At 56.5% G+C, this 25320-nt stretch carries 25 protein-coding genes and 1 tRNA gene; 5 read left to right on the plus strand and 21 right to left on the minus strand.

The genetic code is table 11. The annotated features are described in order from the left end of the window. Position 1: 1 nt before the first annotated feature. Genes fdhD through HZS52_RS06355 form a run of 4 tightly spaced genes read right to left on the minus strand, consistent with a single transcriptional unit; the run spans position 2 to position 5761 of the window. On the minus strand, positions 2-829 hold the full coding sequence (gene fdhD, locus HZS52_RS06340) for a formate dehydrogenase accessory sulfurtransferase FdhD (protein WP_190374335.1): 828 nt from the start codon (positions 827-829) through the stop codon (positions 2-4). Further along, positions 826-3717, minus strand: a complete 2892-nt coding sequence (fdhF, locus tag HZS52_RS06345; protein ID WP_190374336.1) for a formate dehydrogenase subunit alpha — start codon at positions 3715-3717, stop codon at positions 826-828. The genes fdhD and fdhF overlap by 4 nt, the downstream gene beginning before the upstream one ends. After that, the gene (locus HZS52_RS06350) at positions 3714-5270 is read right to left on the minus strand and encodes a formate dehydrogenase beta subunit (RefSeq protein WP_190374337.1); all 1557 of its coding nucleotides are present in this window, start codon (positions 5268-5270) and stop codon (positions 3714-3716) included. Before HZS52_RS06350 ends, fdhF begins: the two co-directional genes overlap by 4 nt. Then, entirely contained in the window at positions 5267-5761 is a 495-nt protein-coding gene (locus HZS52_RS06355; RefSeq protein ID WP_190374338.1) for a formate dehydrogenase subunit gamma, read from the minus strand. Before HZS52_RS06355 ends, HZS52_RS06350 begins: the two co-directional genes overlap by 4 nt. Before the next feature lie 129 nt (positions 5762-5890). Here HZS52_RS06355 and HZS52_RS06360 point away from each other — a divergent pair, with 129 nt between their 5' ends. Then, positions 5891-6946, plus strand: a complete 1056-nt coding sequence (locus tag HZS52_RS06360; RefSeq protein ID WP_190374339.1) for a substrate-binding domain-containing protein — start codon at positions 5891-5893, stop codon at positions 6944-6946. A gap of 138 nt (positions 6947-7084) precedes the next feature. Here the strand turns inward: HZS52_RS06360 and HZS52_RS06365 are convergent, their stop codons facing one another. The 3 genes from HZS52_RS06365 to dctP form a co-directional block, all read right to left on the minus strand. Continuing rightward, on the minus strand, positions 7085-8368 hold the full coding sequence (locus HZS52_RS06365) for a TRAP transporter large permease (protein ID WP_009286147.1): 1284 nt from the start codon (positions 8366-8368) through the stop codon (positions 7085-7087). Next, positions 8365-8871, minus strand: a complete 507-nt coding sequence (locus HZS52_RS06370; protein WP_027957883.1) for a TRAP transporter small permease — start codon at positions 8869-8871, stop codon at positions 8365-8367. The genes HZS52_RS06365 and HZS52_RS06370 overlap by 4 nt, the downstream gene beginning before the upstream one ends. A gap of 62 nt (positions 8872-8933) precedes the next feature. Continuing rightward, positions 8934-9959, minus strand: coding sequence for a TRAP transporter substrate-binding protein DctP (dctP, locus tag HZS52_RS06375; protein WP_190374340.1), 1026 nt, complete (start codon positions 9957-9959; stop codon positions 8934-8936). Between the two features lie 555 nt (positions 9960-10514). Between dctP and HZS52_RS06380 the strand changes: the two genes are divergently transcribed. Next, positions 10515-11567: a GlxA family transcriptional regulator gene (locus HZS52_RS06380; protein WP_039857585.1), complete on the plus strand. Its 1053-nt coding sequence runs from the start codon at positions 10515-10517 to the stop codon at positions 11565-11567. A 99-nt stretch (positions 11568-11666) separates the two neighbouring features. Here the strand turns inward: HZS52_RS06380 and HZS52_RS06385 are convergent, their stop codons facing one another. From HZS52_RS06385 to HZS52_RS06395, 3 genes are read right to left on the minus strand one after another with little or no spacing between them, the layout of a single operon-like run. After that, positions 11667-12929: a TRAP transporter large permease gene (locus tag HZS52_RS06385; RefSeq protein ID WP_088699473.1), complete on the minus strand. Its 1263-nt coding sequence runs from the start codon at positions 12927-12929 to the stop codon at positions 11667-11669. Further along, positions 12926-13450: a TRAP transporter small permease gene (locus tag HZS52_RS06390; protein WP_223828066.1), complete on the minus strand. Its 525-nt coding sequence runs from the start codon at positions 13448-13450 to the stop codon at positions 12926-12928. Before HZS52_RS06390 ends, HZS52_RS06385 begins: the two co-directional genes overlap by 4 nt. Further along, the gene (locus HZS52_RS06395) at positions 13451-14488 is read right to left on the minus strand and encodes a TRAP transporter substrate-binding protein (RefSeq protein ID WP_190374341.1); all 1038 of its coding nucleotides are present in this window, start codon (positions 14486-14488) and stop codon (positions 13451-13453) included. 268 nt (positions 14489-14756) lie between these two features. Here HZS52_RS06395 and HZS52_RS06400 point away from each other — a divergent pair, with 268 nt between their 5' ends. Further along, entirely contained in the window at positions 14757-16148 is a 1392-nt protein-coding gene (locus tag HZS52_RS06400) for an FAD-binding oxidoreductase (RefSeq protein WP_190374342.1), read from the plus strand. A 14-nt stretch (positions 16149-16162) separates the two neighbouring features. On the opposite strand, the gene HZS52_RS06405 is transcribed toward HZS52_RS06400, so the two are convergent. Together HZS52_RS06405 and HZS52_RS06410 are read right to left on the minus strand one after the other, a co-directional pair. Continuing rightward, entirely contained in the window at positions 16163-17128 is a 966-nt protein-coding gene (locus HZS52_RS06405) for a LysR family transcriptional regulator (RefSeq protein ID WP_190374343.1), read from the minus strand. Positions 17129-17235: 107 nt separating this feature from the next. Next, complete coding sequence (locus tag HZS52_RS06410; protein WP_022521381.1) at positions 17236-18231, minus strand: TRAP transporter substrate-binding protein; 996 nt, start codon at positions 18229-18231, stop codon at positions 17236-17238. 144 nt (positions 18232-18375) lie between these two features. Between HZS52_RS06410 and HZS52_RS06415 the strand changes: the two genes are divergently transcribed. Continuing rightward, a tRNA-Arg gene (locus HZS52_RS06415) sits at positions 18376-18452 on the plus strand. Positions 18453-18756: 304 nt separating this feature from the next. Next, complete coding sequence (locus HZS52_RS06420; RefSeq protein WP_190374344.1) at positions 18757-19272, plus strand: hypothetical protein; 516 nt, start codon at positions 18757-18759, stop codon at positions 19270-19272. Positions 19273-19513: 241 nt separating this feature from the next. Here the strand turns inward: HZS52_RS06420 and HZS52_RS06425 are convergent, their stop codons facing one another. Genes HZS52_RS06425 through HZS52_RS06460 form a run of 9 tightly spaced genes read right to left on the minus strand, consistent with a single transcriptional unit; the run spans position 19514 to position 24783 of the window. Continuing rightward, the gene (locus HZS52_RS06425) at positions 19514-19987 is read right to left on the minus strand and encodes a hypothetical protein (protein ID WP_190374345.1); all 474 of its coding nucleotides are present in this window, start codon (positions 19985-19987) and stop codon (positions 19514-19516) included. A 12-nt stretch (positions 19988-19999) separates the two neighbouring features. Next, positions 20000-20278 (minus strand): hypothetical protein, encoded by a 279-nt coding sequence (locus tag HZS52_RS06430; RefSeq protein ID WP_190374346.1) that lies wholly within the window; start codon positions 20276-20278, stop codon positions 20000-20002. Beyond that, positions 20268-20996 (minus strand): hypothetical protein, encoded by a 729-nt coding sequence (locus tag HZS52_RS06435; protein WP_190374347.1) that lies wholly within the window; start codon positions 20994-20996, stop codon positions 20268-20270. The genes HZS52_RS06430 and HZS52_RS06435 overlap by 11 nt, the downstream gene beginning before the upstream one ends. Beyond that, entirely contained in the window at positions 20986-22941 is a 1956-nt protein-coding gene (locus tag HZS52_RS06440) for a DUF927 domain-containing protein (RefSeq protein WP_190374348.1), read from the minus strand. The genes HZS52_RS06435 and HZS52_RS06440 overlap by 11 nt, the downstream gene beginning before the upstream one ends. Further along, entirely contained in the window at positions 22938-23888 is a 951-nt protein-coding gene (locus tag HZS52_RS06445) for a toprim domain-containing protein (protein WP_190374349.1), read from the minus strand. Before HZS52_RS06445 ends, HZS52_RS06440 begins: the two co-directional genes overlap by 4 nt. Before the next feature lie 11 nt (positions 23889-23899). Continuing rightward, positions 23900-24145 carry a hypothetical protein gene (locus HZS52_RS06450; RefSeq protein WP_190374350.1) on the minus strand — a complete coding sequence of 82 codons (246 nt, stop codon included), beginning with the start codon at positions 24143-24145 and terminating at the stop codon, positions 23900-23902. Beyond that, on the minus strand, positions 24135-24461 hold the full coding sequence (locus HZS52_RS06455; RefSeq protein WP_190374351.1) for a hypothetical protein: 327 nt from the start codon (positions 24459-24461) through the stop codon (positions 24135-24137). Before HZS52_RS06455 ends, HZS52_RS06450 begins: the two co-directional genes overlap by 11 nt. Further along, positions 24458-24583, minus strand: a complete 126-nt coding sequence (locus HZS52_RS24625; RefSeq protein ID WP_263365327.1) for a hypothetical protein — start codon at positions 24581-24583, stop codon at positions 24458-24460. The genes HZS52_RS06455 and HZS52_RS24625 overlap by 4 nt, the downstream gene beginning before the upstream one ends. Then, a complete protein-coding gene (locus HZS52_RS06460; RefSeq protein WP_190374352.1) occupies positions 24580-24783 on the minus strand; it encodes a helix-turn-helix transcriptional regulator in 204 nt (67 codons plus the stop codon). Before HZS52_RS06460 ends, HZS52_RS24625 begins: the two co-directional genes overlap by 4 nt. Positions 24784-25320 lie beyond the last annotated feature (537 nt).

Below are 25320 nucleotides of genomic sequence, written 5' to 3' on the forward strand. Positions count from 1 at the left end.
CTCAGCCGTGTGCCATCGCCGCCGACGTGGGGCGATGGTAAATCAGATGGCGGCCGGGCCGCGCAAAGCCTGCCAGTAGCAGCCCCGATGCCTGGGCCTGCTCCACGGCCAGGGCGGTGGCCGCCGATACCGCCACCAGAGCACCAATGCCGACACTGGCACACTTGTGAACCATCTCGTAGCTGGCGCGGCTGGTGACCAGCGCGAACCCTTCGCCGAGGGGGCTGGCCTCGCGGGCGAGGGCTCCAATCAGTTTGTCCAGGGCGTTATGGCGACCCACATCCTCGCGCAGTTGTTTAATGTTCCCCCAAGCATCGCACCAGGCGGCACCGTGGCTGGCGCCAGTGGCTGCCTGCAGCGGCTGGTGGATGGACAGCTCCCGTAGGGAACGCTGGATGGCGGCGTCACTCAACTGCGGCGCCATGACATGGGGAATTGGCCGGATGGCCTGCTCCAGGGCTTCGGTGCCGCATAGCCCGCAGCCGGTGCGTCCTGTCAGGTTGCGCCGCCGTTGTTTGAGCTCGGCCATTCGCTGGCAGGCAATAGTGAGGTGAACGGTGAGGCCTTGGGGTGCTTCGTGGATATCGAGGTCGTAGCACTCGTCGACGTTGGCCAGGATGCCTTCTGACAGGCTGAAGCCCAGGGCAAACTCCTCAATATCCGTCGGGCTGGCCATCATCACCGCGTGGGAGATGCCGTTGTAGACCAGGGCCACCGGCCTTTCCAGGGCCAGTAGATCCTCCTGGGTATCGGTGTACCAGCCGTTAGCGCCACGGCGCACCTCCACCGGCTGGCGCGCTACCGCGTCGCGAGTATGGTGGATGCTCATGGAACCTCCTGCTGGGCCTTGGCCAGGTAATCACGCTGGGCCAGGTCAAAGGCGCTAAAGCGTTGCTGCCAGGCCGACGGTTGGCTGACTTTTTCCACCTGCACCGCCGTGACCTTGTACTCCGGGCAGTTGGTGGCCCAGTCCGAGTTGTCCGTGGTGATGACGTTGGCGCCACTGCCGGGGTGGTGGAAGGTGGTATACACCACGCCGGGCTGCATGCGCTCACTGAGCCGGGCACGCAGTACCGTCTGGCCGGCACGGCTGGTGATGCCCAGCCAGTCGCCGTCGCGGATGCCGCGCAGCTCGGCGTCAGAAGGGTGCAGCTCCAGTACGTCCTCATCGTGCCAGCGCTGGTTGTCGGTGCGCCGGGTCTGGGCGCCCACGTTGTACTGGCTAAGGATCCGGCCGGTGGTGAGCAGTAGCGGGAAGCGGCGGTTGGCCCGCTCCTCGGTGGCCACGTACTCGGTAATTGCAAAGCGTCCCAGCCCGATGGGGAACTCAACCTCGTGCATAGTCGGCATGCCCAGCGGGTACTCGGCGTTACAGGGCCACTGAAGACTGCCGCGCTCCTCCAGCTTGGCGTAACTGACGCCCGCGAAACTTGGCGTCAACTGGGCGATTTCGTCCATGATTTCGGAGGGATGGGTATAGTGCATCGGGTAGCCCAGCGCATTGGCCAGATCCTGGGTGACTTCCCAGTCTTCCTTGCCGGCCACCGGGGCTGCCACCTTGCGTACCCGGTTGATACGTCGCTCGGCGTTGGTGAAGGTGCCATTCTTCTCCAGGAAGCTTGAACCCGGCAGCAGTACGTGGGCGAACTTGGCCGTTTCATTGAGGAAAATATCCTGCACGATCAGGCAGTCCAGCGACGTGAGCGCCGCCTCGACGTGCTGGGTGTTGGGGTCGGACTGAGCGATATCTTCGCCTTGCACGTAAAGCGCTTTAAAGGTGCCTTCGATGGCAGCGTCGAACATATTGGGAATGCGCAGCCCCGGTTCGTCGTCCAGTTTCACACCCCACACGGCCTCAAAGCGGCCGCGGGCGATGGGGTCGGCCACGTGTTGGTAGCCCGGCAACTCATGGGGGAAGGAGCCCATGTCACACGAACCCTGGACGTTGTTCTGGCCGCGCAGCGGGTTCACACCCACGCCCTCGCGGCCAATATTGCCTGTGGCCAAGGCCAGGTTGGCAATCCCCATCACCATGGTGGAACCCTGACTGTGCTCGGTCACTCCCAGCCCGTAGTAGATCGCGCCGTTGCCCGCCGTGGCGTAAGTGCGTGCCGCCTGGCGCACGGCCTCGGCGGGCACGCCGGTAATGGCTTCGGTGGCCTCCGGGGAGTGGCGCGGTTCAGCAATAAACTCACGCCAGCTGTTATAGGCATCGGTGTCGCAGCGCTTGGCCACGAACGCCTTGTCTTCCAGACCTTCCGTCACCACCACGTGACCCAGCGCGTTGACCAGCGCCACGTTGGTGCCCGGGCGCAGCGGCAGATGTTGGGCCTCGCTCATGTGCGGGGTCTTTAAAAGGTCGATACGGCGAGGGTCGGCGACGATCAGCTTCGCCCCCTGGCGCAGGCGTTTGCGCATCAGCGAGCCAAACACCGGGTGGGCGTCGGTGGGGTTGGCGCCGATCACGATAATCGCGTCCGACTTCATCACCGAGTCAAACGTCTGGGTGCCCGCCGATTCACCCAGCGTGGTCTTCAGGCCGTAGCCGGTGGGCGAGTGGCACACCCGCGCGCAGGTGTCAGTGTTGTTGTTGCCAAACGCTGCGCGAATCAGCTTCTGCACCAGGTAGGTCTCTTCGTTGGTGCAGCGCGAGGAGGTGATACCGCCGATGCTCTCGCGGCCGTGCTCGGCCTGAATCGACTTGAGACGGTTCGCGGCAAAGCTGATCGCCTCTTCCCAACTGGCTTCGCGCCAGGGCTGATCGATTGAGTCACGAATCATCGGCGTGGTCAGGCGATCCGGGTGGGTGGTGTAGCCGAAGGCAAAACGCCCCTTCACGCAGGAGTGGCCGTGATTGGCGTCGCCGCCCTTGTAAGGCACCATGCGCACCAGCTGGTCGCCCTTCATCTGGGCTTCAAACGAGCAGCCCACGCCGCAGTAGGCGCAGGTGGTGACCACGCTGCGATCCGGCACGCCGTGGTCGATCACGCTTTTTTCCATCAGCGTGGCGGTGGGGCAGGCCTGCACGCAGGCGCCACAGGAGACGCAGTCCGAGTCCATGAAGGCGTCGCTCTGGCCTGCTGATACTTTGGATTCGAACCCGCGGCCATCGATGGTTAGCGCGAAAGTACCCTGGACTTCGTCGCAGGCGCGCACGCAGCGTGAACAGAGGATGCACTTGCTGGGATCGAAGGTGAAGTAGGGGTTGGATTCGTCCTTGGCGGCGTCCAGATGGTTCTCGCCCGTAAAGCCGTAGCGCACCTCGCGAAGCCCCACGCTACCGGCCATGTCCTGCAGTTCGCAGTCGCCGTTGGCCGGGCAGGTCAGGCAGTCCAGCGGGTGGTCGGAGATGTAGAGCTCCATCACGTTGCGACGCAGCTTGGCCAGCCGCTCGTTCTGGGTGGTCACCTTCATACCTTCAGCAACGGGCGTGGTGCAGGCGGCGGGCAGGCCGCGGCGTCCCTCCACCTGCACGGCGCACAGCCGGCAGGAACCGAAGGGCTCCAGGCTGTCGGTGGCGCACAGTTTGGGAATGTTGATATCCGCCAGGGCCGCGGCGCGCAGTACCGAGGTGCCCTCCGGCACGCTGATGGGTACGCCGTCGATATCAAGGCTCACCGAGGCAGTGCCGACGGCCTGAGCAGGGAAGGGCGTGCCGAGGTCTTTGCTATGCCCGGCGTTGCTGGCATGCTGACTGGGGTCGAAGTGCTGAATCATGATCTGTCTCCGTTCGCCGCCCGCTGGAAATCCTCAGCAAAGTGTTTCAGGGCGCTCTGCACCGGGAAGGGGGTCATGCCGCCCATGGCGCAGAGCGAGCCGTCTACCATCGTTTCGCAAAGATCACTCAGCAGGGCGAGGTTGGCCTCGCGATTGTCGTTGGCGCGAATACGATCGATTACCTCCACGCCACGGGTCGAGCCGATACGACAGGGCGTGCACTTGCCGCAGGACTCCACCTTGCAGAACTCCATCGAGAAACGCGCCTGTTCGGCCATATCGACGCTGTCGTCGAACATCACCACGCCGCCGTGACCGACGCCTGCACCGACCTCGGCGAAGGTTTCGTAATCCAGCGGCATATCCCACTGGCTTTCGGGCAGGTAGGCGCACAGCGGCCCGCCTACCTGAACGGCGCGCAAGGGCTTTCCGGTGAGCGTACCGCCGCCAAAATCCTCCATCAGCGTGCGCAGAGTGGTGCCAAAGGCGAGTTCCACCAGACCGCCACGCTTGACGTTGCCCGCCAGTTGGAGGGCCAGGGTGCCTCGCGAGCGGCCCATGCCGTGATTAGCGTAGGCCTCGGCGCCTTCGGCGAGAATAAATGGCACTGCAGCTAATGAGAGCACGTTGTTGACCACGGTAGGGCGGCCGAACAGGCCCTCGATGGCGGGCAGCGGTGGCTTGAAGCGCACCAGCCCGCGCTTGCCCTCCAGACTTTCCAGAAGCGATGTCTCTTCGCCACAAATGTACGCTCCGGCGCCCAGACGTACTTCCAGATGAAAGGTGCGGCCGCTGCCGCGCAGGTCGTCGCCGAGATACCCGGTGGTCTCAGCACGGCAAATGGCTTCGTCGAGGATCTCTTTCGCCAGCGGATACTCCGAGCGCAGGTAGATATAGCCTTGGGTGGCGCCCACCGCGAGGCCGGCAATCGCCATGCCCTCGATCAGCATGTAGGGGTCGCACTCCATCACCAGACGGTCGGCGAAGGTGCCGGAGTCGCCTTCATCGGCATTGCAGACGATGTACTTCTGATCGGCTGGCGTATCGAGCACCGTCTGCCACTTGATGCCGGTGGGGAATGCCGCCCCGCCGCGTCCGCGAAGCCCCGAGGCTTTGACTTCCTCGACGATATCCTGGGGCTCGCGTTGCAGCGCAGCCTCCAAGCCGCAAAAACCGTTATGGGCGCGATAATCCTCAATCGATAACGGGTCAGTAATACCGATGCGCGCGAAAGTCAGCCGCTGCTGGCGGGCGAGGTAGTCGATTTCTTCCGTGGGGCCCTGCGCCAGTGGGTGGCTGACGCTACCTTCCAGCAGGCCACTGTCGAGCAGCGCCGCTACATCCCCCGGCGTTACCGGGCCATAGGCGAACCGGCCGATGGGGGTGTCGACTTCCACCAGCGGCTCAAGCCAGGCAAGGCCACGGGAGCCGTTACGTACCAACGTGATTGACTGGCCGCGTGCGGCGGCCTCTCTCTCCAGCCGGCTGGCGATCGTATCGGCGCCCAGCGAAAGCGCGGTGGTATCGCGAGGTACATAAACGCGGACGCTCATCCCATCACCTCCAGCGGCCGGGTTTGTAGCTCATCCATCAATTCATCGAAGGCTTCCGGCGTGACGCGGCCGCGTATGCTGTCGTCCACGCGAATCGACGGGCCGCAGGCGCAGTTGCCCAGGCAGTAAACGGATTCGAGGGTGATTTCGCGATCCGGCGTGGTCTGGTGGTAGTCGACCCCCAAACGCGCCTTGGCGTGGGCTTCGAGCTGGCGCGCCCCTACCGACTGACAGGCCTCGGCGCGGCAGATCTGCACGACGTGGCGCCCCGGTGGTGTGGTGCGAAAGTGGTGGTAAAAGCTGATGACGCCGTGCACCTCGGCACGTGTCTGGTGGAGGGCATCGGCGATGATGGGCACCGCTGCCTCGGGAATGAAGCCGATGCGATCCTGAAGGGCGTGGAGGATCGGCAGTAGGGCGCCGGGCTTGTGTTTCAGGGCGTCGACCTCGGCCTGAATTGCCTGCGGCGCCCACTCCTGGGAATGGTTCATGATGCCTTCCTCACGACTGCTTATTATGTTTTAAATATGCACTGCTTTTCATATTTAAAAAGACGTGCATCACGGTTAATACAAAGCTAGCATCAAGTTATCGACTTAAAAATATGAAATAGTGTGCCTATGAAACGGATCAAGGTAACGCCCACCTGGTGCTTTAGTGATGAGGAGGGGCACCGTCTCGATACCAACCTTCTGCGCTTGCTGGGGGCGGTGCATCGTCATGGCAAGTTGACCCATGCCGCCGAAGAGGCGGGTATTTCCTATCGTCACGCGTGGAATTTACTGCGCCAGGGCGGAGAGTTTTTTGGTGTCACCTTGGTAGAAATGGCGCGTGGGCGAGGGGCGCGGTTATCGCCGCTGGGTGAAAAGCTGCTATGGGCCGAACAACGCGCCACCGCTCGGTTAAGCCCGCAGCTTGATAGCCTGAGCTCAGAGCTCAATCTTGCCATTCAGCAGCACCAGGAAGGCGTGCACCCGGTTCTGCGTCTCCACGCCAGTCACGGTTTTGCGATAGAGCTACTGCCACAGCATTTGGGGGATCTGCAGCTTGACCTGCAGTACTGCAGCCCTCTGGAAGCGTTGGCGGCACTTAACCGCAATAGCTGCGATCTGGCGGGTTGCCATCTTCCCAGAGGCGCGGTGGGCGAGAGCATGCGGCGCAAATACCGCCGACTGCTCAAGCCTCGCTATCATCGGCTGGTAGGTTTTATCGCCCGCCAACAGGGGCTAATGGTGGCGCCGGGTAACCCGTTGGGGATTGATGGCGTTGCAGCGCTGGCCGACAGGTCGGCCACGTTTATAAACCGGCAGGCGTCGTCGGGAACCCGGGAGCTATTGGATGGCCTGCTGACCGAGGCGGGTATTGCTGCATCCAAAGTGAACGGTTATGAGATTGAGGAGTACACCCACTCGGCGGTGGCGGCCTATGTAGCGGCGGGAATGGCGGATGCAGGCTTCGGTGTCGAGGCAGCTGCGCAGCGTTTTGGACTTGATTTTGTGCCGCTGGCCACCGAAGACTACTTGCTGGCCTGCCACAAACGCTCCCTGAAAGAGCCTAAATTTGACGACTTTTTGCAAGCGCTGCGCAGCGCTTCCTTCCAGGAGGCGGTGCAGCGCCTGCCGGGGTATAGCCCGAGCCAGTGTGGCTGCGTGATTGAGATCGCCAGCTTTTTATAAGGTCGTGCTGATTGGAAGAGTGCTAGAGATAGCTACATCGGTTTAAGTATCATGAGTATCGCATTTAAACTATAGGCTCTCTCTGTAGCTAGAGAGGGCCTATAGTTCAGCAATATCATTTAGTGGATTGCAGTTATTCTAAAAGGTAGTGACCCACAAAATGATGTTGGGAAATAGCGTAAATACTCCTATAGCGCCAAGTAAAATAAGCCAGTAAGGCAAGGAGGCCTTTGCAGCAGATGTTAAATTAACTTCATTTTTAGAAATGGATGATAGGACAAAGAGATTGAGTCCTACGGGCGGCGTTATCATACCGATCTCTATAAGTAGCGTGACAATAATACCGAACCAGATGGGGTCGAACCCTAAGCTTGTGATCATCGGGAAGGTGATGGGGAGAGTCATGAGAAGCAGTGATATGCCATCAAAGAAACAACCTAGCACGATATAGACGATGACGATCATCAGCAGTATGCCATATGGGCCTAGCCCAAAGTTGCCAATCGTTTCGACTGCAGTACGAGGAATGCCTAGTAGGCTGACGGCTTGAGAAAGGATCACTGTACCAATCAAAATCATACCGATAGCGGTAAACATGATCGAGGCGTGCTTAAACGCCTGCCATAGTCTTTTGAAGGTTAAATCACCCCATGTTAAACCTAAAACGATACTGGCCACTACGCCCAAAGCCGCCGACTCCGTAGGCGTCGCGATCCCCAGGTAAATAGTTCCCAGCACGAAGAAAATAAGTACGGGAAGAGGCCATATCTCCTTGAGTCCAGTTATTACGTGCTTGAAGGTCACTTTCTCTTTAAACGTAGGGGTTACTGGCTCGCCAATTTTAGAGCGGATCATGATCCATGTGGAAAAGGCGGCAGCAATGAGCAAGCCTGGCAGCATACCAGCGATAAAGAGCTGGCCGATAGAGACGTTTTGAGTTGCTCCGTAGATGATCAATGCCAAGCTGGGGGGAATGAGAAGCCCAAGGGTGCCCCCTGCAGCTAACGTACCCACCACTACACTTGGCTTATACCCACGTTTTGTCAGTTCAGGATAGCCAACTGCGCCTATGGCGGCTGCGGTAGAGGTGCTTGATCCGCTAACCGCACCAAACAGCGTGCAGACGGCAATGTTGGTATGGAGTAATTGCCCTGGAACACGCGCGAACAGAGGGGTTAGGCCGTTATAGACGCGTTTTGACACGCCGCTTGCGAGAAGTATTTCACCTAAAAATATGAATAGAGGAACTGCGCTTAGCGTAAAATCCGTTAGCATGTTCCAAGTTGCGTTAATCGCCAAGGGGGTGGCGCCGTTAGCTTGAAAGTGAAGCAGGAGTAGACCCGTAAGCCCCAGCGCCGCCCCTAGGATTGCGCCACTGGTTAAAAATAGAACTAGCGCCCCGCTCAAGAGTAACCAGCTCATATCGCATCCTCCGCTGAGGCAGTGTCTGTCGTGGGCTGTTTAAAACCATGGCTGAGCTGAATCAAGATGCACAGCATCATGGAAAAAGGCATGATGGCCATCCACGGCCATAAGAGAATGCTACTGATATCCGTACGCGAGTTGAGCGAGAACGAGAAGTTCATGAAATTCCAGGACTCAAAGGCGAAGATGGCGCAGAACGTGAGTAATACGACGACGCCAATAAAGTCCATTATCCTCGCGATCCCTGCTGGCATCAGGTTGACGAGTATCTCTATGCGTATGTGGCGGCCCTTATTGAGCACATAAGGTAGACAAAGGAAGGTCAATGTTAAGAACAGCAGCCCCGCCAGCTCATCGGAAAAACGCAAAGGATGACCACCCAGATAGCGCATCAAGGTGCTGACGAATATCAGTGCCGTCATCGCGATACCGCTCATGACGCCCAATAGAAAGAAGGCATAGGCGGTATGGTTCAGTACAGTGTTGATTTTTCTCATCATCACGACTAGCTCCAAAAAGAAAGAGCCAATAGGTATTGGCTCTCGATTGGTTTATGTACCCATTACTCTTTGGAGATCGCTTGGGTGACTGTCTCGTAGTAGCGTGTGCCGTCCTCGCCTGCGTTTTCCGCCATGGCTTGCCACGCCTGCCAAGCGGCGTCTACAAAGGTTGCAACGTCATCATCTGAGAAGTCGGGAAGCATGGTGATTCCCAATTCTTTACGCTCTTGACGCGCCTGCGCTTCGCGCTCTGGGTCAACCGCAGTGGCGCGGGTCTCGTTCCAAATCTCTTTACCAGCTTCTTCCAGAGCCTGACGTTGGTTGTCGTTGAGGCGGGATAGCGCTTGTTCACTGATACCAAAAAGCCATGGTGAGGCTGCCCAAGGATGTAAGTAAGACTCGTACTCGGTGACTTCTTGAAGCGAAACGGTAGGGGCCACGGTAGATAAGTAATAGGCACAATCTACAACGCCTGTTTGAAGTGCCATATACATATCGTTTTGCGGAATGACTTGAGCTGAAATGCCCAATAATTCAAAAGTATCCACAAGGTGTCTGGACCAGACACGGACTTTCTTATCCTGTAGATCTGCTAAGGAGTGTACCGGCTCTTTGCAGTGCAAGCCGACATCGAAAATAGGGGCGACGACGCCACCAACGATCTGAATATCCCACTCTGAGAAGCCGTCTTCATATAGCTCCCTGATGACATCAAGAATTTCATCGTGTTGGGAAGATTCCGTAATGGCGCCCTGAGCATATACAGATGCCAAGGCAGGCGCATCACGTGTGTAATATTCACCATACAGTAGTGCCATATCGACCATGCCCTGCTGCAATACTCTCAGCATGTCGGCTTCTTTAAGACCTAAGGCGCCTGCATGGTAGACTTCGATGTCAAGCTCGCCATCTGACTTTTCACTCACTAAGCTAGCGAATCTGTTGATCTGCTCTGCTTCAGGGCGAGATTGTGAAAGCCCGCTATGGAATTTCAACGAGATGTTCTCTGCCTGGACACTCCCGATGGTTGTTAAGGACAAAAGAGTTGCAGCGCCCAGAGTAACTTTTTTGCTTTTAGGATTATTCATAAGTTTATTTCTCAGAGGACAGGGGGATGGATTTTCATCTTGAATCAGTTACGACTTTCGAAAAGGTATTTTTTGCGACACTAAGGGCCTAAATAGCGACATTTGATGAACTTTTAAAAAGTACGTGGCGATGGGTATGTTTTTGTTATCTGACGAAGTAAGGCGAGAGGAAGATTCGCGCCGCGGGACGCTAGAGGCTAAGGTTGTGTTAGTAGTAGGCTCATGAGTGAAAATGACAAAGCCATCTCTACCCAGTGTGATATCGAAAAGTTCAGTGAAAGCCGACTGATGTAATACTCGATTGGCTAATACGGTTGAAATTCGTACTTTTACTATAAGGTTTTTAAATAATATAACTATTTTTTAATTTTTAACCAGTCACGTAGGGTTCGTGTAAATTGGTCAATTTGATACAAGATTGGGCAGGTTTTACATGGTTGGGTTTGAGATCTTGTGGTATTGGTGAATTCTAATTATCCTGATTTTATTGGTTTATTTTTCCATGGCGTGATTTTTGCTTAACAATAACTATGACTTAAAAAATTGAGGTTCATCATGAAGGATAAATTCTCAAGCATATTGAAAAATAAAAACATGGCTTACATTTCTTCGACTGACTCTTTAGGGAAGCCTAAGATAACAAAAAAAGTAGCTTTTATACTGCTAGAGAATTTTTCAATGATGGCTTTCACTGGCGCTGTGGATGCACTCGTTACAACGAATTTAATGCAATCTACTACGATGTATGAGGTCTTGGTGGTGGGTAGCGAGGCGCCTGCAACGGTTTCTGACTTAGGTATTGAGGTAGCCGCGGATTATTCGTTAGACCAGTTCGATGCTACAAGCCTCAATATTGATGTGTTGATTGTATGCGGTGGCCTGCGTGTACTTCCTAAAACAACCCTCCTACTGCGCAGCAAACTGAGGCATGCTGACAGTAAAGACATGATGTTAGGAGGGTTATGGAACGGCGCCTACTTCCTTGCAGAGGCGGGATTATTGAACGGCTACCAGTGTGCTTATCATCCTGATGGCCGCGCGATGATGGCAGAGCAGTTCTGGGATGTATCGGTATCTAGCCGTAGCTTTATTGTGGATCGTAATCGTATCAGCTGTGCCGGGGCGAGTAGCTCATTGAGCATGATGCTTGAAGTAGTCAGAACTGACTGTGGCAATGAGGTGGTCAGTGCAGTTGAAGAGATGCTTAGCTGTGATAAGGGCTTAGACTCCCCAGATATTTCAACGATAGGTGTCGATCAAAACCTCACTCTGCCAGAAAAATTGAAAATATCACTGCAATTGATGAAAAATAATATTGAAGAGCCTTTATCCATATCCGAAATAGCTAATTGGGTTAATATTTCGAGACGCCAGTTAGAACGTATGTTTGGTAATTACGTTAATGCTAGCCCTTCTCGATACTATATGGAACTTCGTCTAACGCGTGCGCGCCAGCTCCTTCAGCAAACTAACAAGCCCGTTGCCGAAGTGGCAGTTGCCACCGGTTTTGTGAGTATCTCTCATTTTCGCAGCTGTTTTTTCCAGCTCTTTGAAGTAACACCGGGACAGTTTCGAAAGTCGTGCCAAGCTGGCGAGCATTCAATGTGAACTTCTTATTTGAATTCACGATGAATGCACTGAGACTAGATAAGCGCCACCTTAAAAAGAGAGCCAATAAGGCTCTCTTTAAAAAGTGCAAACGCTGGTTTAACCACCTGACCAACCCAACATAATCGGCACATAAACCACCAGTAGCAGCACCCCGATCAGCCCCAGCAGGTAAGGGATGATCGCGCGGGTAATGCGCTCCAGCGGTAGCTGGGTGATTGATGAGGCCACATAGAGGTTGATCGCCACCGGTGGGGTAATCATGCCGATCGAGAGCCCCACCACGATAATCAAACCAAAGTGGATCGGATCAATCCCCAGCTGCAGCACCAACGGCAACAGCACCGGGGTGAGGATAATCAGCGCACTGGCGGTTTCGATAAACACCCCAGTGAGCAGAATAATCCCCACGATCAGCAGCATAATCACATAAGGGTTGGTAGACAGCGACAGCACGGCCTGGGCAATTGCTCCCGGCACCTGCCAGCTAGACAGCGTCCAGCTCAGCACCGCCGACATGGCAATCACCAGCATAATCACCGCGGTGGTCATCGCCGAACGGATCAGCAGCTTATACACCTGTGGCAGGGTCAGGTCACGATACACAAACAGCGACACCAGCATGGCGTAGTTCACCGCCACTACTGCTGCTTCTGAAGGCGTGAAGATACCGGAGAAGATACCCCCGAGGATAATCACCGGCGTCATCAATCCCCAGCTGGCGTCTTTAAAGGTCGTCCAGATGGTTGCCAGCGAGAGCGGCGTACCTTTGGGGTACTGGCGCTTATACGCCTGAGCAATGGCGATGGCCATTAATCCTAGCCCCATCGCCAGACCCGGCAAAAAGCCGTTTAGAAACAGCTTGGAGACCGACTGCTGAGCGATCACCGCGTAGATGATCATCGGCACCGAGGGTGGAATCACCACCCCTATCGTGCCGCTGGCGGCAATTAAGCTGGCCGCCGAGGCCGGGTCGTAGCCTTTGCGCTTTAGCTCCGGCACCAGACTGGAACCCACCGCTGCGGTGGTCGCGGCGCCAGAGCCGGAGATGGCCGCAAAGAACATGCCCGCCATCACCGAGACCACAGAGAGCCCGCCGCGCATAAAACCGACCAGCGAATCGGCAAAGCTGACCAGCTTTTCGCTCACCTTACCCTGGGCCATTAAATCCCCAGCGAGGATAAACATCGGGATCGCGACCAGGGCAAAGGAGTTAATGCCTTGGAACATCTGCTGGGTGACCACCATCAGCGGCACGCCGGATTGATAGAGCGCATAGAGCGTGCTGGCGCCAATGGCAAAGGCGATCGGCACGCCCAGCAGCATAAACAGGAAGAACAGCCCAAACAGCAGCAGCGTCATAGGGACTCCTCCTGGGGCTGGGTGGTTTCGCCGTTAATCAGCAGCTCGATGATATCGACCAGCGCGTACCAAGCCATAATCGCCGCGCAGATTGGCATCACCGCGTAGACGTAGGTCATCGACAGCCGCAGCGAGGCGGATTTCTGAAAGCTCTGTACCTGCATATAGCGGTAGCCGATCACGATCAGCGTGATCATAAACGCCAGCACTACCAGCAGGGCGGCAATACGTGCGATTTGGCGCAGGCGGCCGGGCAGGGCATCCACCACAAAGGTCACGGCAATATGCCGCCCGCGCTGAAACGCCAAGGTGCCGGCTAAGAAGGTGATCCACACCAGCAGAAAGCGGGCGACCTCCTCAGTCCAGCCCACCGCGGTGAATAGCACACGAGAGACGATCTGCAGGGTAATCACCCCAATCAGCGCCGCCATGCCCGCAAAGACCACGGGCTGGAGAATGGAGTCCAGAAAGCGTTCAGTACGCTGTAGCAACGTTACCAATGGATGCGTGTGAGTGGGCACTTACTTCACTTCCTCCTGGATGCGTTGCAGATAGTCGCCGAACTGATCGCCGTACTTCTCATACACCGGGGCAACGGCTTCCTGAAATGCGGCGATATCGGGCGACTCATTTATTTCCATGCCTGCCTCAGCTAATTCGGCTAACTGCTCGGCTTCCATGATGGCATTTTGTTCTCTGGCATAGCTAGAAGCTTCGCTGGCGGCATCGAGTACGATCTCCTGAACCTCCTCTTGAAGGCCGTTCCAGGCGGGTAAACTCATAATGAAGATCGCTGGCGCATAGATATGCCGTGTCATGGTGAGGTAGTCCTGGGTTTCCGCCAGGTTAAAGGCATGGATGGCGTTAACCGGGTTTTCCTGACCATCAATCGTGCCTTGTTGCAGGGCGGTCAGCGCTTCTGTCCAGGCCATGGGCACGGCATTGGCGCCGAGTTCCCGGAACGTATCCACATAGACCTCGTTCTCGATGACGCGCAGTGTCAGGCCTTCGAGATCCTGGGGCGCATTAATCGCGTGCTGGCTATTGGTGATATTGCGAAAACCGCGCTCAGCAAACGCCAGCCCTTTAAGGTTCACATTCTCTAATTTACCCAGTATCTCCTGGCCGATCTCACCATCCAGCACCGAGTAGGCAGATTCGGCGGAAGGGAAGAGGAAAGGCAGCTCAAACACTGAGAACTCATCAACGAAGTTGGCCACGGGCCCGTTGGTGATCACGCCCATATCGACAGTGCCGATCTGCATGCCTTCCAGAATGGTGCGCTCGTCTCCCAGAGAAGCGTTGGGGAAGATCTCGACAGAGACCGCGCCGTCGGTCTGTTCGCTGACTAACTGCTGAAACCGCTCGGCGGCGATATGGTAAGTATCTTCTGTATTTACCACGGTCGCTAAGCGCAGATTGGTAGGCGTTATTTCCTCGGCGTGGGCCATTAGCGGTAAACCAAGCAGGCCAGCGCATAGCAATATCAAGTTTAACTGTTTGAATTTACTTGTATAACAGGATGCGGCGTGAGCGGTGAAGCGGGCGTTGTGATTCACATTATCTCCTAGTGGTGGCTGTTCTTATTGTCTTATTGGGCTTCATCTATATCACATCGAACTAACAGGGCAAATTACTTATTTTCATTCCACTATTCGCGATAATAATCCAAAAAATCTTTATAGATCTGGGGCTTGAGAGTGGTGATAGTTAGCGCTAGCCTGCAAACATTACGATTGATTAAATGCCTTGGAAGGCAATTGTAAGGTTTAGTCGATGGCTAAGTCTTGCTACCCATGGCAACGCCAGCTAAAACAGGAATAACCAATGGACAAGTTGCTTAACGACCTAGTAGCGGTAGTCGGCCCAGAAGGCGTGCTGCTCGGTGAAGATGTCTCCCAGCGTAGCGTCGACTGGTTTACCGGGGCGCCCTGTCGTGCCAAGGCCATTGTAAGGCCCCGTAATACCGAACAGCTTAGCAGGGTGATGGCCTTATGTTATCAGGCCGACCAGCTTGTAGTGACCCATGGCGGAATGACCGGCATTGTGCACGGGGGTGAAGCCAGCCCGGAGGAACTGGTGGTTTCCCTGGAGCTGATGAATCAGATCGAAGAGATCGATCTGGTCGGCTCTACGATTCAGGTTCAGGCCGGGGTGACGCTCCAGCGTGTGCAGGAAGCCGCGGCGGAGATCGATATGCAGTTTCCGCTCGACCTTGGCGCTCGGGGCTCGTGCACCATTGGCGGCAATATCGCCACCAATGCGGGCGGCATACGGGTCATTCGCTACGGCATGATGCGCCAGCAAGTGCTGGGACTGGAAGCCGTACTTAGCGATGGCACCGTGGTCAGCTCGCTGAACAAAATGCTCAAGAATAACGCTGGCTACGACCTCAAACAGCTATTTATCGGTAGCGAAGGCACGCTGGGTATCGTCACCCGTGCAGTACTCCGGCTGCAGCCCCATATGCCCAGCGAACAAACCGCGCTGGTCGCGGTGCCCTCCTTCGATGCCTTGACCCAGCTGTTACGCAGGGTCTCCCAAGAGCTCGCCAATAGCCTTAGCGCCTTCGAGGCGTTGTGGAATAGCCACTACAAGCTGGTGACCACCGAGAGTGGCAAGCACGCGCCCCCGCTGGCCGACGACTCGCCTTTCTACGCGATCATCGAAACCCTGGGGCTAGATGACGCCCAGGATGCGGAGCATTTCTCCGAGATTCTGCAAAAGGCGATGGAAGAGGGCTTGATCACCGATGCCGTACTAGCCAATTCCGGTGCCCAGCGCCAGGGGATCTGGGCGATCAGAGAGGATATCGAAGTGCTGGTGCACCAGCTGAAGCCGATGTTCTCCTATGATATCAGCCTGCCGATTCCCCATATGGACGCGTACGTCGATACCCTGGAGCAAAACCTCAAGGCGCAGTTTCCGCAAACAGGAAAAATGATCGTGTTCGGCCATCTTGGCGATGGCAACCTGCACATCATGATCACGGTGCGCGACGACAGCCCGCAAAGCCGCCGCCAAGTTGAGCAGTTGGTTTACTCGCCCCTGAAAGAGTACGGCGGCTCAATCTCTGCCGAACATGGCATTGGTCTCGAAAAACGCGACTACCTAAGTATTTCCCGCTCCAGCGAGGAGATCGCTTTAATGAAGCGCATGAAAGTCGCTCTGGATCCCAAGCTACTGTTGAACCGCGGCAAAGTCGTGGCGGTGGAGTGAGTTTGGCGGTTTGATTAAGTGTCGCCCTGGGTGGAGGGGGCTGGTGTCATCAGCTCCCGGGTTAATTGCCGCAACCAGTGTATGCCTGGATCGTGATCCTTCCTTTCATCCCAGCACAGGCAGACTTTGAACGCCGGTACGTCCAGGGGCAGAGCGTAGAACTTCAAGCTATTGTTGCGGCAAATGACCCTTGCCGCGCTCTCTGTCACCACGCAGAGCAGTGCTGTGGACACCAATATTTCCTGCAGCGGATTGATGTAGGGCGTCTTGGCGACGATTTTCCGCTCTAACCCCAACTCCCTCAGTTTTTCATTGATTAACAGCGGGCTGTCTTCACGATGCGACAAAGCGACCTGGGGGGAGTTTAAAAACGCCTCAAGGGTAATGGCGCTACTCTCGCCATGAAATGTCGCATCACCCACACAGCCAATCACATCGTCAAACAGGTACTCATGATGAGAGGTGAGCGGCAAGGTTTCGAACTGCACCACCGCCAAGTCGATATCCTGCTCTTGAAGGACTTGCTGGGCGCCCTCTGCACTTGCGATGCGCGTGGAGAGCATGTTGAAACACAAATCTGGCGCGTGTTCTAAACAGTGCTGAATAAGCTTGGGTTGTAGCTGTTGGCTGACATAGTCCACCAAACTGACCCGAAACTCCCGCTTTGATGTGGCAGGCGAAAACTCGTTATTACTGTGAACTGCCTGATCAAGGTAGAACAGCCCTTTGCCTACGGCGGCATCCATCTGCCGGGCAAGCGGGGTCGGTTGCATGCCCTCCAACGTCTTAATGAAAAGCGGGTCGTCCATTAACAGGCGGAGTTTTTTCAGCGAGTGGCTGACGGCCGGCTGCGTCAGACAAAGCGCTTGTGCGGTGAGCGTCAAACTCCTTTTCCAATACAGCGTGTGAAAAACCAATAGTAAATTGAGATTTATCTTATTGAGCCTGTTCGCTAGCTTCGTATGGGTGGTTTCAGCCATCAGGCGTGTCTCTTGGTTGGAAGGGCCGTTCCGGAGTGGGAACGGCCCTCAGCCACTGCTGTAAAAGCACTGTATCTACTGTCGGGCTTGCCTCGATGGGAAGCGAATTACTTGAGCGCTTCCTGGATGCGTGGCAGGTAATCACCGAACTGTTCGCCGTACTTCTCATACACCGGCGCAACGGCGGCTTGGAAGGCTTCCATATCTGGATCGTCGTTGATCTCCATGCCGGCATCGCGCAGGGCCTGCAGCTGTTCGCTCTCCATCTCTGCGTTCACCTGGCGCTCATGCTCCGCTGCTTCCTGGGCCGCCGCTAGCAGTACCTCTTGGGCGTTTTCAGGCAGCTGGTTCCAGGCGGGCATACCCATCACAAAAATCGCCGGCGCATAGGTGTGGCGGGAGAGGGTCATGTAGTTCTGGGTTTCATCCAGGTTGAACGAGTGAATGACGTTCACCGGGTTCTCCTGACCATCGATGGTGCCTTGCTGCATGGCGGTGAGCGCTTCAGTCCACGCCATGGGAATCGCGTTGGCGCCCAGCTCACGGAAGGTGTCGGTGTAGACCGGGTTTTCCATCACGCGGATGCGCAGGCCGTCCAGATCTTCCGGCGAGTTTACAGCACGCTCGCTGTTGGTCAGGTTGCGGAAACCGCGTTCGGCGTAGGCCATACCTTTCAGGTTCACCTCGGAAAGCTTATCGAGCAGCTCCTGGCCAATCGGGCCATCGAGCACCTCATAAGCGGCTTCCGGGGAGGGGAACAGGAAAGGCAGTTCGAATACCGCCATCTCTTCGACAAAGTTGGCTACCGGCCCGTTGGTAATCACGCCCATGTCCACGGTGCCGATCTGCATGCCTTCCAACAGCGTGCGTTCGTCACCCAAGGTGGCGTTGGGGTAGATCTCGATATCCACCTTGCCGTCGGTGCGCTCTTCTACCAGCTCTTCAAATTTGGTGGCGGCGATGTGGAAACCATCCTGTTCATTGACCACATGGGCCAGGCGCAGGGTAACGGGATCCATATCAGCAAAATCAGCGGCGTTCGCGGCGCTTACCAGCGCCAGTGAGATGCCCAGTGCCAGCGTGCTACGTGCAAATGTTTTCATTTTATTGTGTTCCCAATGGACTAAGGTGCAGAAGTGCTCCCAAAGCATGCACCACACCAGGGAAAACGGTCAATTGACTAAAGGTACTCAAGCGCCATACGGCTGGACACAGCGCCCCTGCACAGTTACGATACGCACCCACAAGCGCCCGTAGCTCAGTTGGATAGAGTATCGGCCTCCGAAGCCGAGGGTCGCAGGTTCAAATCCTGCCGGGCGCGCCATATATTTCAAGGGCTTACGTTAACGCGTAGGCCTTTTTGCTTTGTGGGAATGGTGGCTGTAACCACATTAGTAACCACAAAAGGCAATCCCAAACCGTTTTAAATCGACGCTATCCAGTAATGCTGTTTGCCGTTAAGGTTTCGCAGTAGGTCAGTCGTTGCGCTTCTCCATAGATGTTGCGTTTTGTTGCTTTGATTAGCGGAAGAAGAATCCAGCAATAAAGTCTACTGGCAGCAGACGCCACTTTTGCATCATGTTTTAGGCCTGAAGTAACCAATAAATAATACTAAGGGGAAGAGTGAAATGGGCAAAAGAGCTTTTAGGTTGATATTTGTGGTGCTGCTGGTTGCTGCACCGTACTCGGCGTGGGCGAGTTGCTATCAGAGCAGTATTCAGGAACCAACGCCCTTTATGGGCAATCACGGCGAGGTCTTCCAGTTAATAGATGGCTCATTCTGGGAAGTTACCCATGAGTATGAATATCTCTATGAGTATTATCCGGAAGTGGTGGTTTGTCCTAGCCGTGGTCAAATAATACTCGGTGGTAAGGCTTTGAGTGTGCAGCAGGTTGGTGGGGGAAGTGTCGGCTCAGGAAGTAGTGGCAACATAATTGAAACTAACATTGATGGGGAATTCGAGGGCTGGGAAGGTGAGACTATTTTTCGGTTGATGAATGGTCAGATATGGCAGCAAAGCAGCTACTCCTACCTCTATCACTATAGCTACAGCCCAAGGGTTATTATTATTCAGCGAAATGGGGGATATGAAATGCAGGTTGAGGGCGTGAATCAGCAAATTCGAGTACATCAATTACGCTAAGGTAAGAGAGGCAGGCTGATTTTTGTACGTTACCCCTTCGGGTGGTGCTTAAGCTTTAGATCCAGTTGCACAACCACCATCAGATGTAGCTGTTGCGCACCTTTTTAAGTGTTGCGTTTTGTTGCCCTTACCGTTGCGTTTTGCACCTCGCTACCCCTACTTTTCCCTACCCGGAATCATTGACTGCGCACCAACAAAAAGCCCCAGCGGTTGCCAGGGCGTTGGTTATTGCTTTGCTGCTTCAGTGTATCCGGTGCACGGTTTGGCGCTGTATCCGGTCGGTTAGCCCTCGCTGCTCGGCGTGTTGTAATAGCTCGGCCTCGCTGACTTCCAAGGCGTGGGCAAGGTCAGCCAGGGCATACACCGCTTCGCCGCTGTCATCGTACCCGGCAGGCTTCAGGCCAGGAAAGAACGTGTCCATCCCTTCCTTCAAGGTTTCCAATATCGGCAGTCGCAGAAAGGGCGGTTGCTGTTGGTCATAGGCGCGGCTAATCATTGCATCAGTGTCGTTGTGCTCCACGCCTCCGAAGAACTCACGGCGGGCCTTGCGTTCGACGTTATCCAGTAGCGCTGCAATATGGCTGGCCAGTGGTTTCTGCAAGCGCTCTGGGGGTACGCACAGTTTGTGTGCGGCCCATGCTTGCCCGGCGGTTAAGTGGCTGAGGGCTTGCCCGTTGGCGGCTGCCTGGGCGAGTGCTTCGCGGGTAATGGTCATAGTGTTGGCTCCTTACGCGGCGGTTGGCGGTGGTTGGGTGTCATTGTCGAGCATGGCGTTCACCAGCTTTTGCAGGTGGCTTAGGCGCACACGCACCAGGGCGGCCAGTGTGCCTAGTGGTAGTCGCTGCTCGATGGTTTCCAGCGTGGCCGCACAGCCCATCAACGTGTCTTGATCGGGTTTTGATTCCAGTGCCAGCGATACGGCGTTGGCGCTCTCTGCTAAGTCAGCGTCGATGCCGCGCAAACTGGCAGCCAGGCGGCGGGCTTCCATGGTGGCTTCATCCAGCATGGCGGTTGCCTCCCAGTAGTTCGTTGTTAGCGGCGCGTCGTCCTGCGTTGTCTTGGGCGGCCTGTCGTGGCTCGATACTGGTCGCGTGTTTCCAGGTGATGACGTACTGCTTGGCCGCTTCCAGGGCCTCCCGTGATGGTCGCATCGCTAAGCAGCGGGTAAGCAGCTTTTCATCTTCCGGCACCAGTGGGCAGTTCTCACGTATCAGGCGCAGCCAGCGCGGGGCATAATCGACCACGGGCGCGGCGGTGATTGCCTGGGGGATAGCTGCCAGGGTCGGCGGCAAGCTTGGCCATACCGCCTTAGCGGCTGCCAGCGCTTGCGGGTCGGTTAGCAAGCGGCGGCAGTGGGCACGGGCGGCGGCGTCATCCGGTGCCACTGCAAAGGCATCATCCAGTACCACGGCCAGCTCAGCGGCAGCTTCCCGTGTTAGCTGTGCCATGGCCTCACGCGCCAGCGCTTCCACCAGCCCAAGCGAACGGCCAGCCGTTTTAAGGCCACCAATGATGGTGGCAATCTCTGCCGGGGTGGCGGGCACCTGTTCGGGCTTGTATTCCTGCTTATCTATTTGGTGGTGTCCACGGGGGCCATGGTGTCCACTTGGCTCAACCATGCGGGTTTCAGCGTGGACACGGGGTGGACACGGCATAGTGTCCGGTGTCCACTGGGCGGCCTCTGTGCTGCCTGCGTACTGTTGGTATAAGTTCTCAAGACTCATATTCGCCCCCTTCATCCGGTCGTACGGCGTATAGCCGTGAACGCTTTCCGTTGATCTGTACGCGCACAGAACGCTTGCCGCCTTCGCGCTCTGCTATCCAGCCTGCTGAATCCAGTGCATCTAGCCCCCTTCGTGAGTCGAACCCGCGTAACGCTTCTTTCAAGGCTTCGTTCGTCAATAGGTAAACGCGGCCATCCGGTTGGTCACGCCAATAACCAGCCCGGTTGTGTACGGTGTGGGTGTGCCTGGGGTCTCCGTCCACGTCGCTAAAGCGGCTGTCTCCATGGCGCTCAATGAAGGCCCGGACGCTGACCAGGATTTGCTCGTGCTCGGTTTGCACACCGCCTTGAAAGGTACGCCAGCCCTTTAAGGCAATCTCTGCCGCGTCTAAGGCTTCCCCCTCGCGCCAACCAGTTAGCCCGTACTCAGTGGCCAATTCCCCGGCCAAGCCAATCAGTACCAACGCCTTAGCAGCACGGCCTTGTAAGGGGTGATCGGTGGCGAACTTCGGTAGGTCGGTAAACTTGCTTACCATGGCGGCAAGGTCTCGGCGTTCTTTTACCAGCCGTTCGATGAAAGCCGGGCCAAGGTGGCCGTGGTGGTGGGTGACTTCGCTTTTTAGGTGATCTGCAAAGGCTCGCCCATCGTTTAGGTGGTACAGGTGATCGAACGCGCCATACTTCCGCTTGGCGGGAATATCTAGCAGACGCACGGCTTGGCCTGCTTTGGGGCGTTGGCCTGCTTCGCTCATGTGGGCAGCCAGGGTGCGCTCCCCGCTGGATAGAATCGCAATGCGCCAGCGGTGAGGGCGTCGTGCGGTGCCGTTGCGGCTAGCGCGTGCTTTCCCGGTGCCGTTGCCAAGTGCGTAAATGGTCGCACCAATTTCGCGGCCATCGGCCTCGCCTATTTCGTCCAGTATTAAGCAGGTATCGCTTAGGGCAGCGGCCACACCTTCCAAGCCGTTACCCGTGGCACGCCAGGTGCGTATGAACTCCGGGCCACCCCATACGCTGGCGGCGACTTCTAGCGCTGTTGTCTTGCCGTTGGAGCTATCGCCCACCAAGTGAATGCCCGCTGACTTGCGGTGTGTCATATCCAGCAGCGGGCCTGCTAGGGCGGTAGAGACCGACAGAATTAGCAGCGGGTTATCACTGCATAAACTGCCAATATGCTCGCGCCAGCTAGCCAGTGTTCCGGCGTGGGCGTAGTCGTCATGGGTGCCGTACTCGCTTTGAAAGGTAATGCGGCGGGAAAGCTCCACACTGCCCAAGGTACGCCGGGGCATGACAAACACGCGGCCACCTTCTAACTGGTGCCAGCCTACACGGGTCGCCGCTATCACTCGGTCATCAGGCAGGCATTGCGCCAGGTACTTGTTCAGCAGCTTGTAGGCGTCGGGGTTTATCCGTAGCCCCATATTCAGCAACTCGCCGCGCATTTCTTCACCGCTGCCCTTGAGCAAGTGCAGTGGCATCGCCCATTCACGCCAGCCCCCATAAGGTGACTTGAAGCGCAGCAATAGCCCGTGGTTATCGTTGCGTTCGTCGTGGGTCGCTGCACTACACTCCAACGGCCCGCATATCCAGACATCGTAAGGCTCTGGGTCGCCATCGCCTTTTGGCTGCCGCTGGCCGTGGAAGTAGAGGCCGGGCACACCGTAACGGGTATGGGTTAAATAGGTGGTAAAAGCGGGTCGAAACGGCTCGCGTATCTTAGCGGGCGGGGTGTCCATGCTGTCCGGTTCCACCTCTTGGCCAAGGGTGGTGGTCTCGTCTTGTGGACACGGGGAAAAGGGTGGTGTCCGTGTGGTGTCCACGCTGGAGGCCGCGTGGTTGTCACGGTTGGACACCATGGCCCCGGTGGACACGTCATTTTGGGTAGGGAGGTGCTTGTCGCTTTCATCCAGCCCAAACAAGTCCAGGTTATCGTCTGGCTCCCAACTCATAGGCCACGCTTCTTGCGGCACAAGGCCACGTCCGCAAAGTCGGTGCAGCGCTTGCAGTCAGCGCAAAAGGTAGGCATCAGCACCTTGGCCCCAATAGCGAGTGCTGCTAGCCGGGCCTTGGTTGCGCCTGGGTTGCCATCGGTGAAACGGTCGTCATCAGCGGCCAGGGTGATCGCGACGTTATCCGGTAGTCGTTGGCGTAAGCGTCGGGCCACGGCTTCCAGGTTGTCCGCATTGCGAGCCACCACCACAGGCAGCGCCATTGCTTCACAAAGCGCGGCAGCGGTTGCCCAGCCCTCAGCCACCAGTACACGCTCAGCACCAGCCAGCTTGCCCACCAGCCCAGCCACGCCTTTAGCACGGCCACCAAACAGCGGGCGCTTAGCTCCATCAGGAAAGATGCGTTCCAGGTTGACCAGATCCCCATCAAAGAACAGCGGCACCAGCAGCATGGAGTCACGCTGGCGTAGGCTGTGCGGTGCTAGGCGCTTCTTGGTTAAGTAGGGGTGGCCAGGGTCAGCAGCGCCAGCAGCAGCCCACCAGCGGCGGGCTTGCTCTGCGGTCTTGGCTTGTTGTTGGCGGCGCTCAGTGTCGCGTTGCTCCCTTGCACGCTGTGCGGCTAGACGTGCCTCGGCAGCAGCGGCGGGGTCAGCCTTGCCGCCAGTGGTAACGGTGTGCTGTTCCCCGGTATGCCAGAAGCCATAAACGGCCACTTCCAGCGAAGGGCACACGTACCAGCCATTGCGGTTGCCTTTGGCCTTTTCGGCGGTGTCAAAGCGGTGAACATCACCATCGGCACGGATCGCCAGCCCGGTAACGCCATGCGCGGCCAGGGCATCGCCTAGCGCCTGCTCAATGCTGGTATACTGATTGCTCTCTGATTCATGGCTAAGGCCATGCCCCCGGCGCTTATCGTGCCGGGTTTTTTTTGCCGTAATGGCGGCCATACATTCCCCCTTCAGCCTCCCGGCTGTAGCGAATTAAGCAGTTCAATAACCCGGTTCCCATGCTCGCGGCCTGCTTGATAGGCGTCATGTTCAGCGGTGCCCGGCTCATAGGATGCGGCCTTGTTCCTGTATTGGCTCACGCTCTCATCAATACGGGCAGCCAAGCCCAAGCGGTATGGGAACGAACGCGGCGCACTGTGTTGGGCGCTGGCCTCGGCAAGTTCTAAAGCGCTGAAGGGTAGGCTCTCAATGTCCATTGGCAGCCCCCTTGCGCTTGTGCTGCTGATCGTGAATATCAGCGCGGTGCTTCTTCAGCGCTGCCACTGCTCTCTGGGCATCGTCTGACCAGTGCCCGCCAGGAATTTCAAATACGTCATCCTCGGCAGTCATTGCCAGAAAGCGCTGGCCGGGCTTCGGGTTGGGGTACTCCACAACGATGTAGCAAGACACGGGTGCTTGCTCTAACGCGGCCAGTTCGCAGTCAGCACGCACGGTGTGGGGCGCATCGTCAGCGAAGGCATAAACGGTGAAGTCGCGGGTAGGTAGGTTTAGGGTACGGGCGTGGTTGTTCATACGGGAGCCTCCGAGCGCACTAGCTGTAAGGCCAGTTCAAGCGTTGGCTTAGTGATCGGGTGGTTACGGTAGGGGGTAAGGAGTTCTGTTAGGCGCTTGAGTTGGGCGGCTGTCAGTTTCATTTGCTAGCCCCCAGCTTGGTAATACGCTCAATCCAGGCGTCTAGCTCTGCCCGGTCATAACGTACAGCGCGCCCAATCTTGATAGATTTCGGGGCAGGGTGGCCGCCTAGCTGTCCTGTCCAGCGAGATTGCCGGAAAGTCGTCGGGCGATAGCCCGTATATTCAGCGGCCTGCTTTTCGGTGAGTAGTCTTGGAGACATACGCTGTTACCTCAAGGTTGAGGCCAGCGGCGGGAAGGGTGCAGTTAAAAGCTATGCTTGTCTGTATGCATCTATGCAGTTAAGCTAGCTGAAGGCACTGTTCCGAATCCAGAAGGGTTCGATAATCAGTTGCCAATGCTCTTTTACATTCTGCGCATCGCCCTACCAGTGTTAGCGCACTGGATTTATGGGGTGGTGCGTTTGTGTATATGAGTATCTGCAGTACCTTTTCCGCCTCTGGCGGTTGTGGTCAGCCCCTTGAAAGTTTGGTCGCTCGAAGGGGGCTGGCCCTTTCTGCTGAATGTCTATCCAGCGTTTGCTATTGTCCTGCTAAATCATCTTTGCGTGCAAGTATGTCTTTTGATTGGCATTACTGCATATAGGCGCGCCCATAGTTGCCTTCTACAATATCTTGTCTATAATGCGCCACCCGCACGGTCAGGGTGCCCCATCTGGTTACATTAGGTGCCATTCTGTTCCTCACTGCACACCACTGCATTGCATAAGTGGCTTCTTATTTGTTCTTTAAAGTTGATT

Origin of the sequence: Vreelandella titanicae, assembly GCF_014697095.1 — a bacterium.
Lineage (GTDB): Bacteria > Pseudomonadota > Gammaproteobacteria > Pseudomonadales > Halomonadaceae > Vreelandella > Vreelandella titanicae.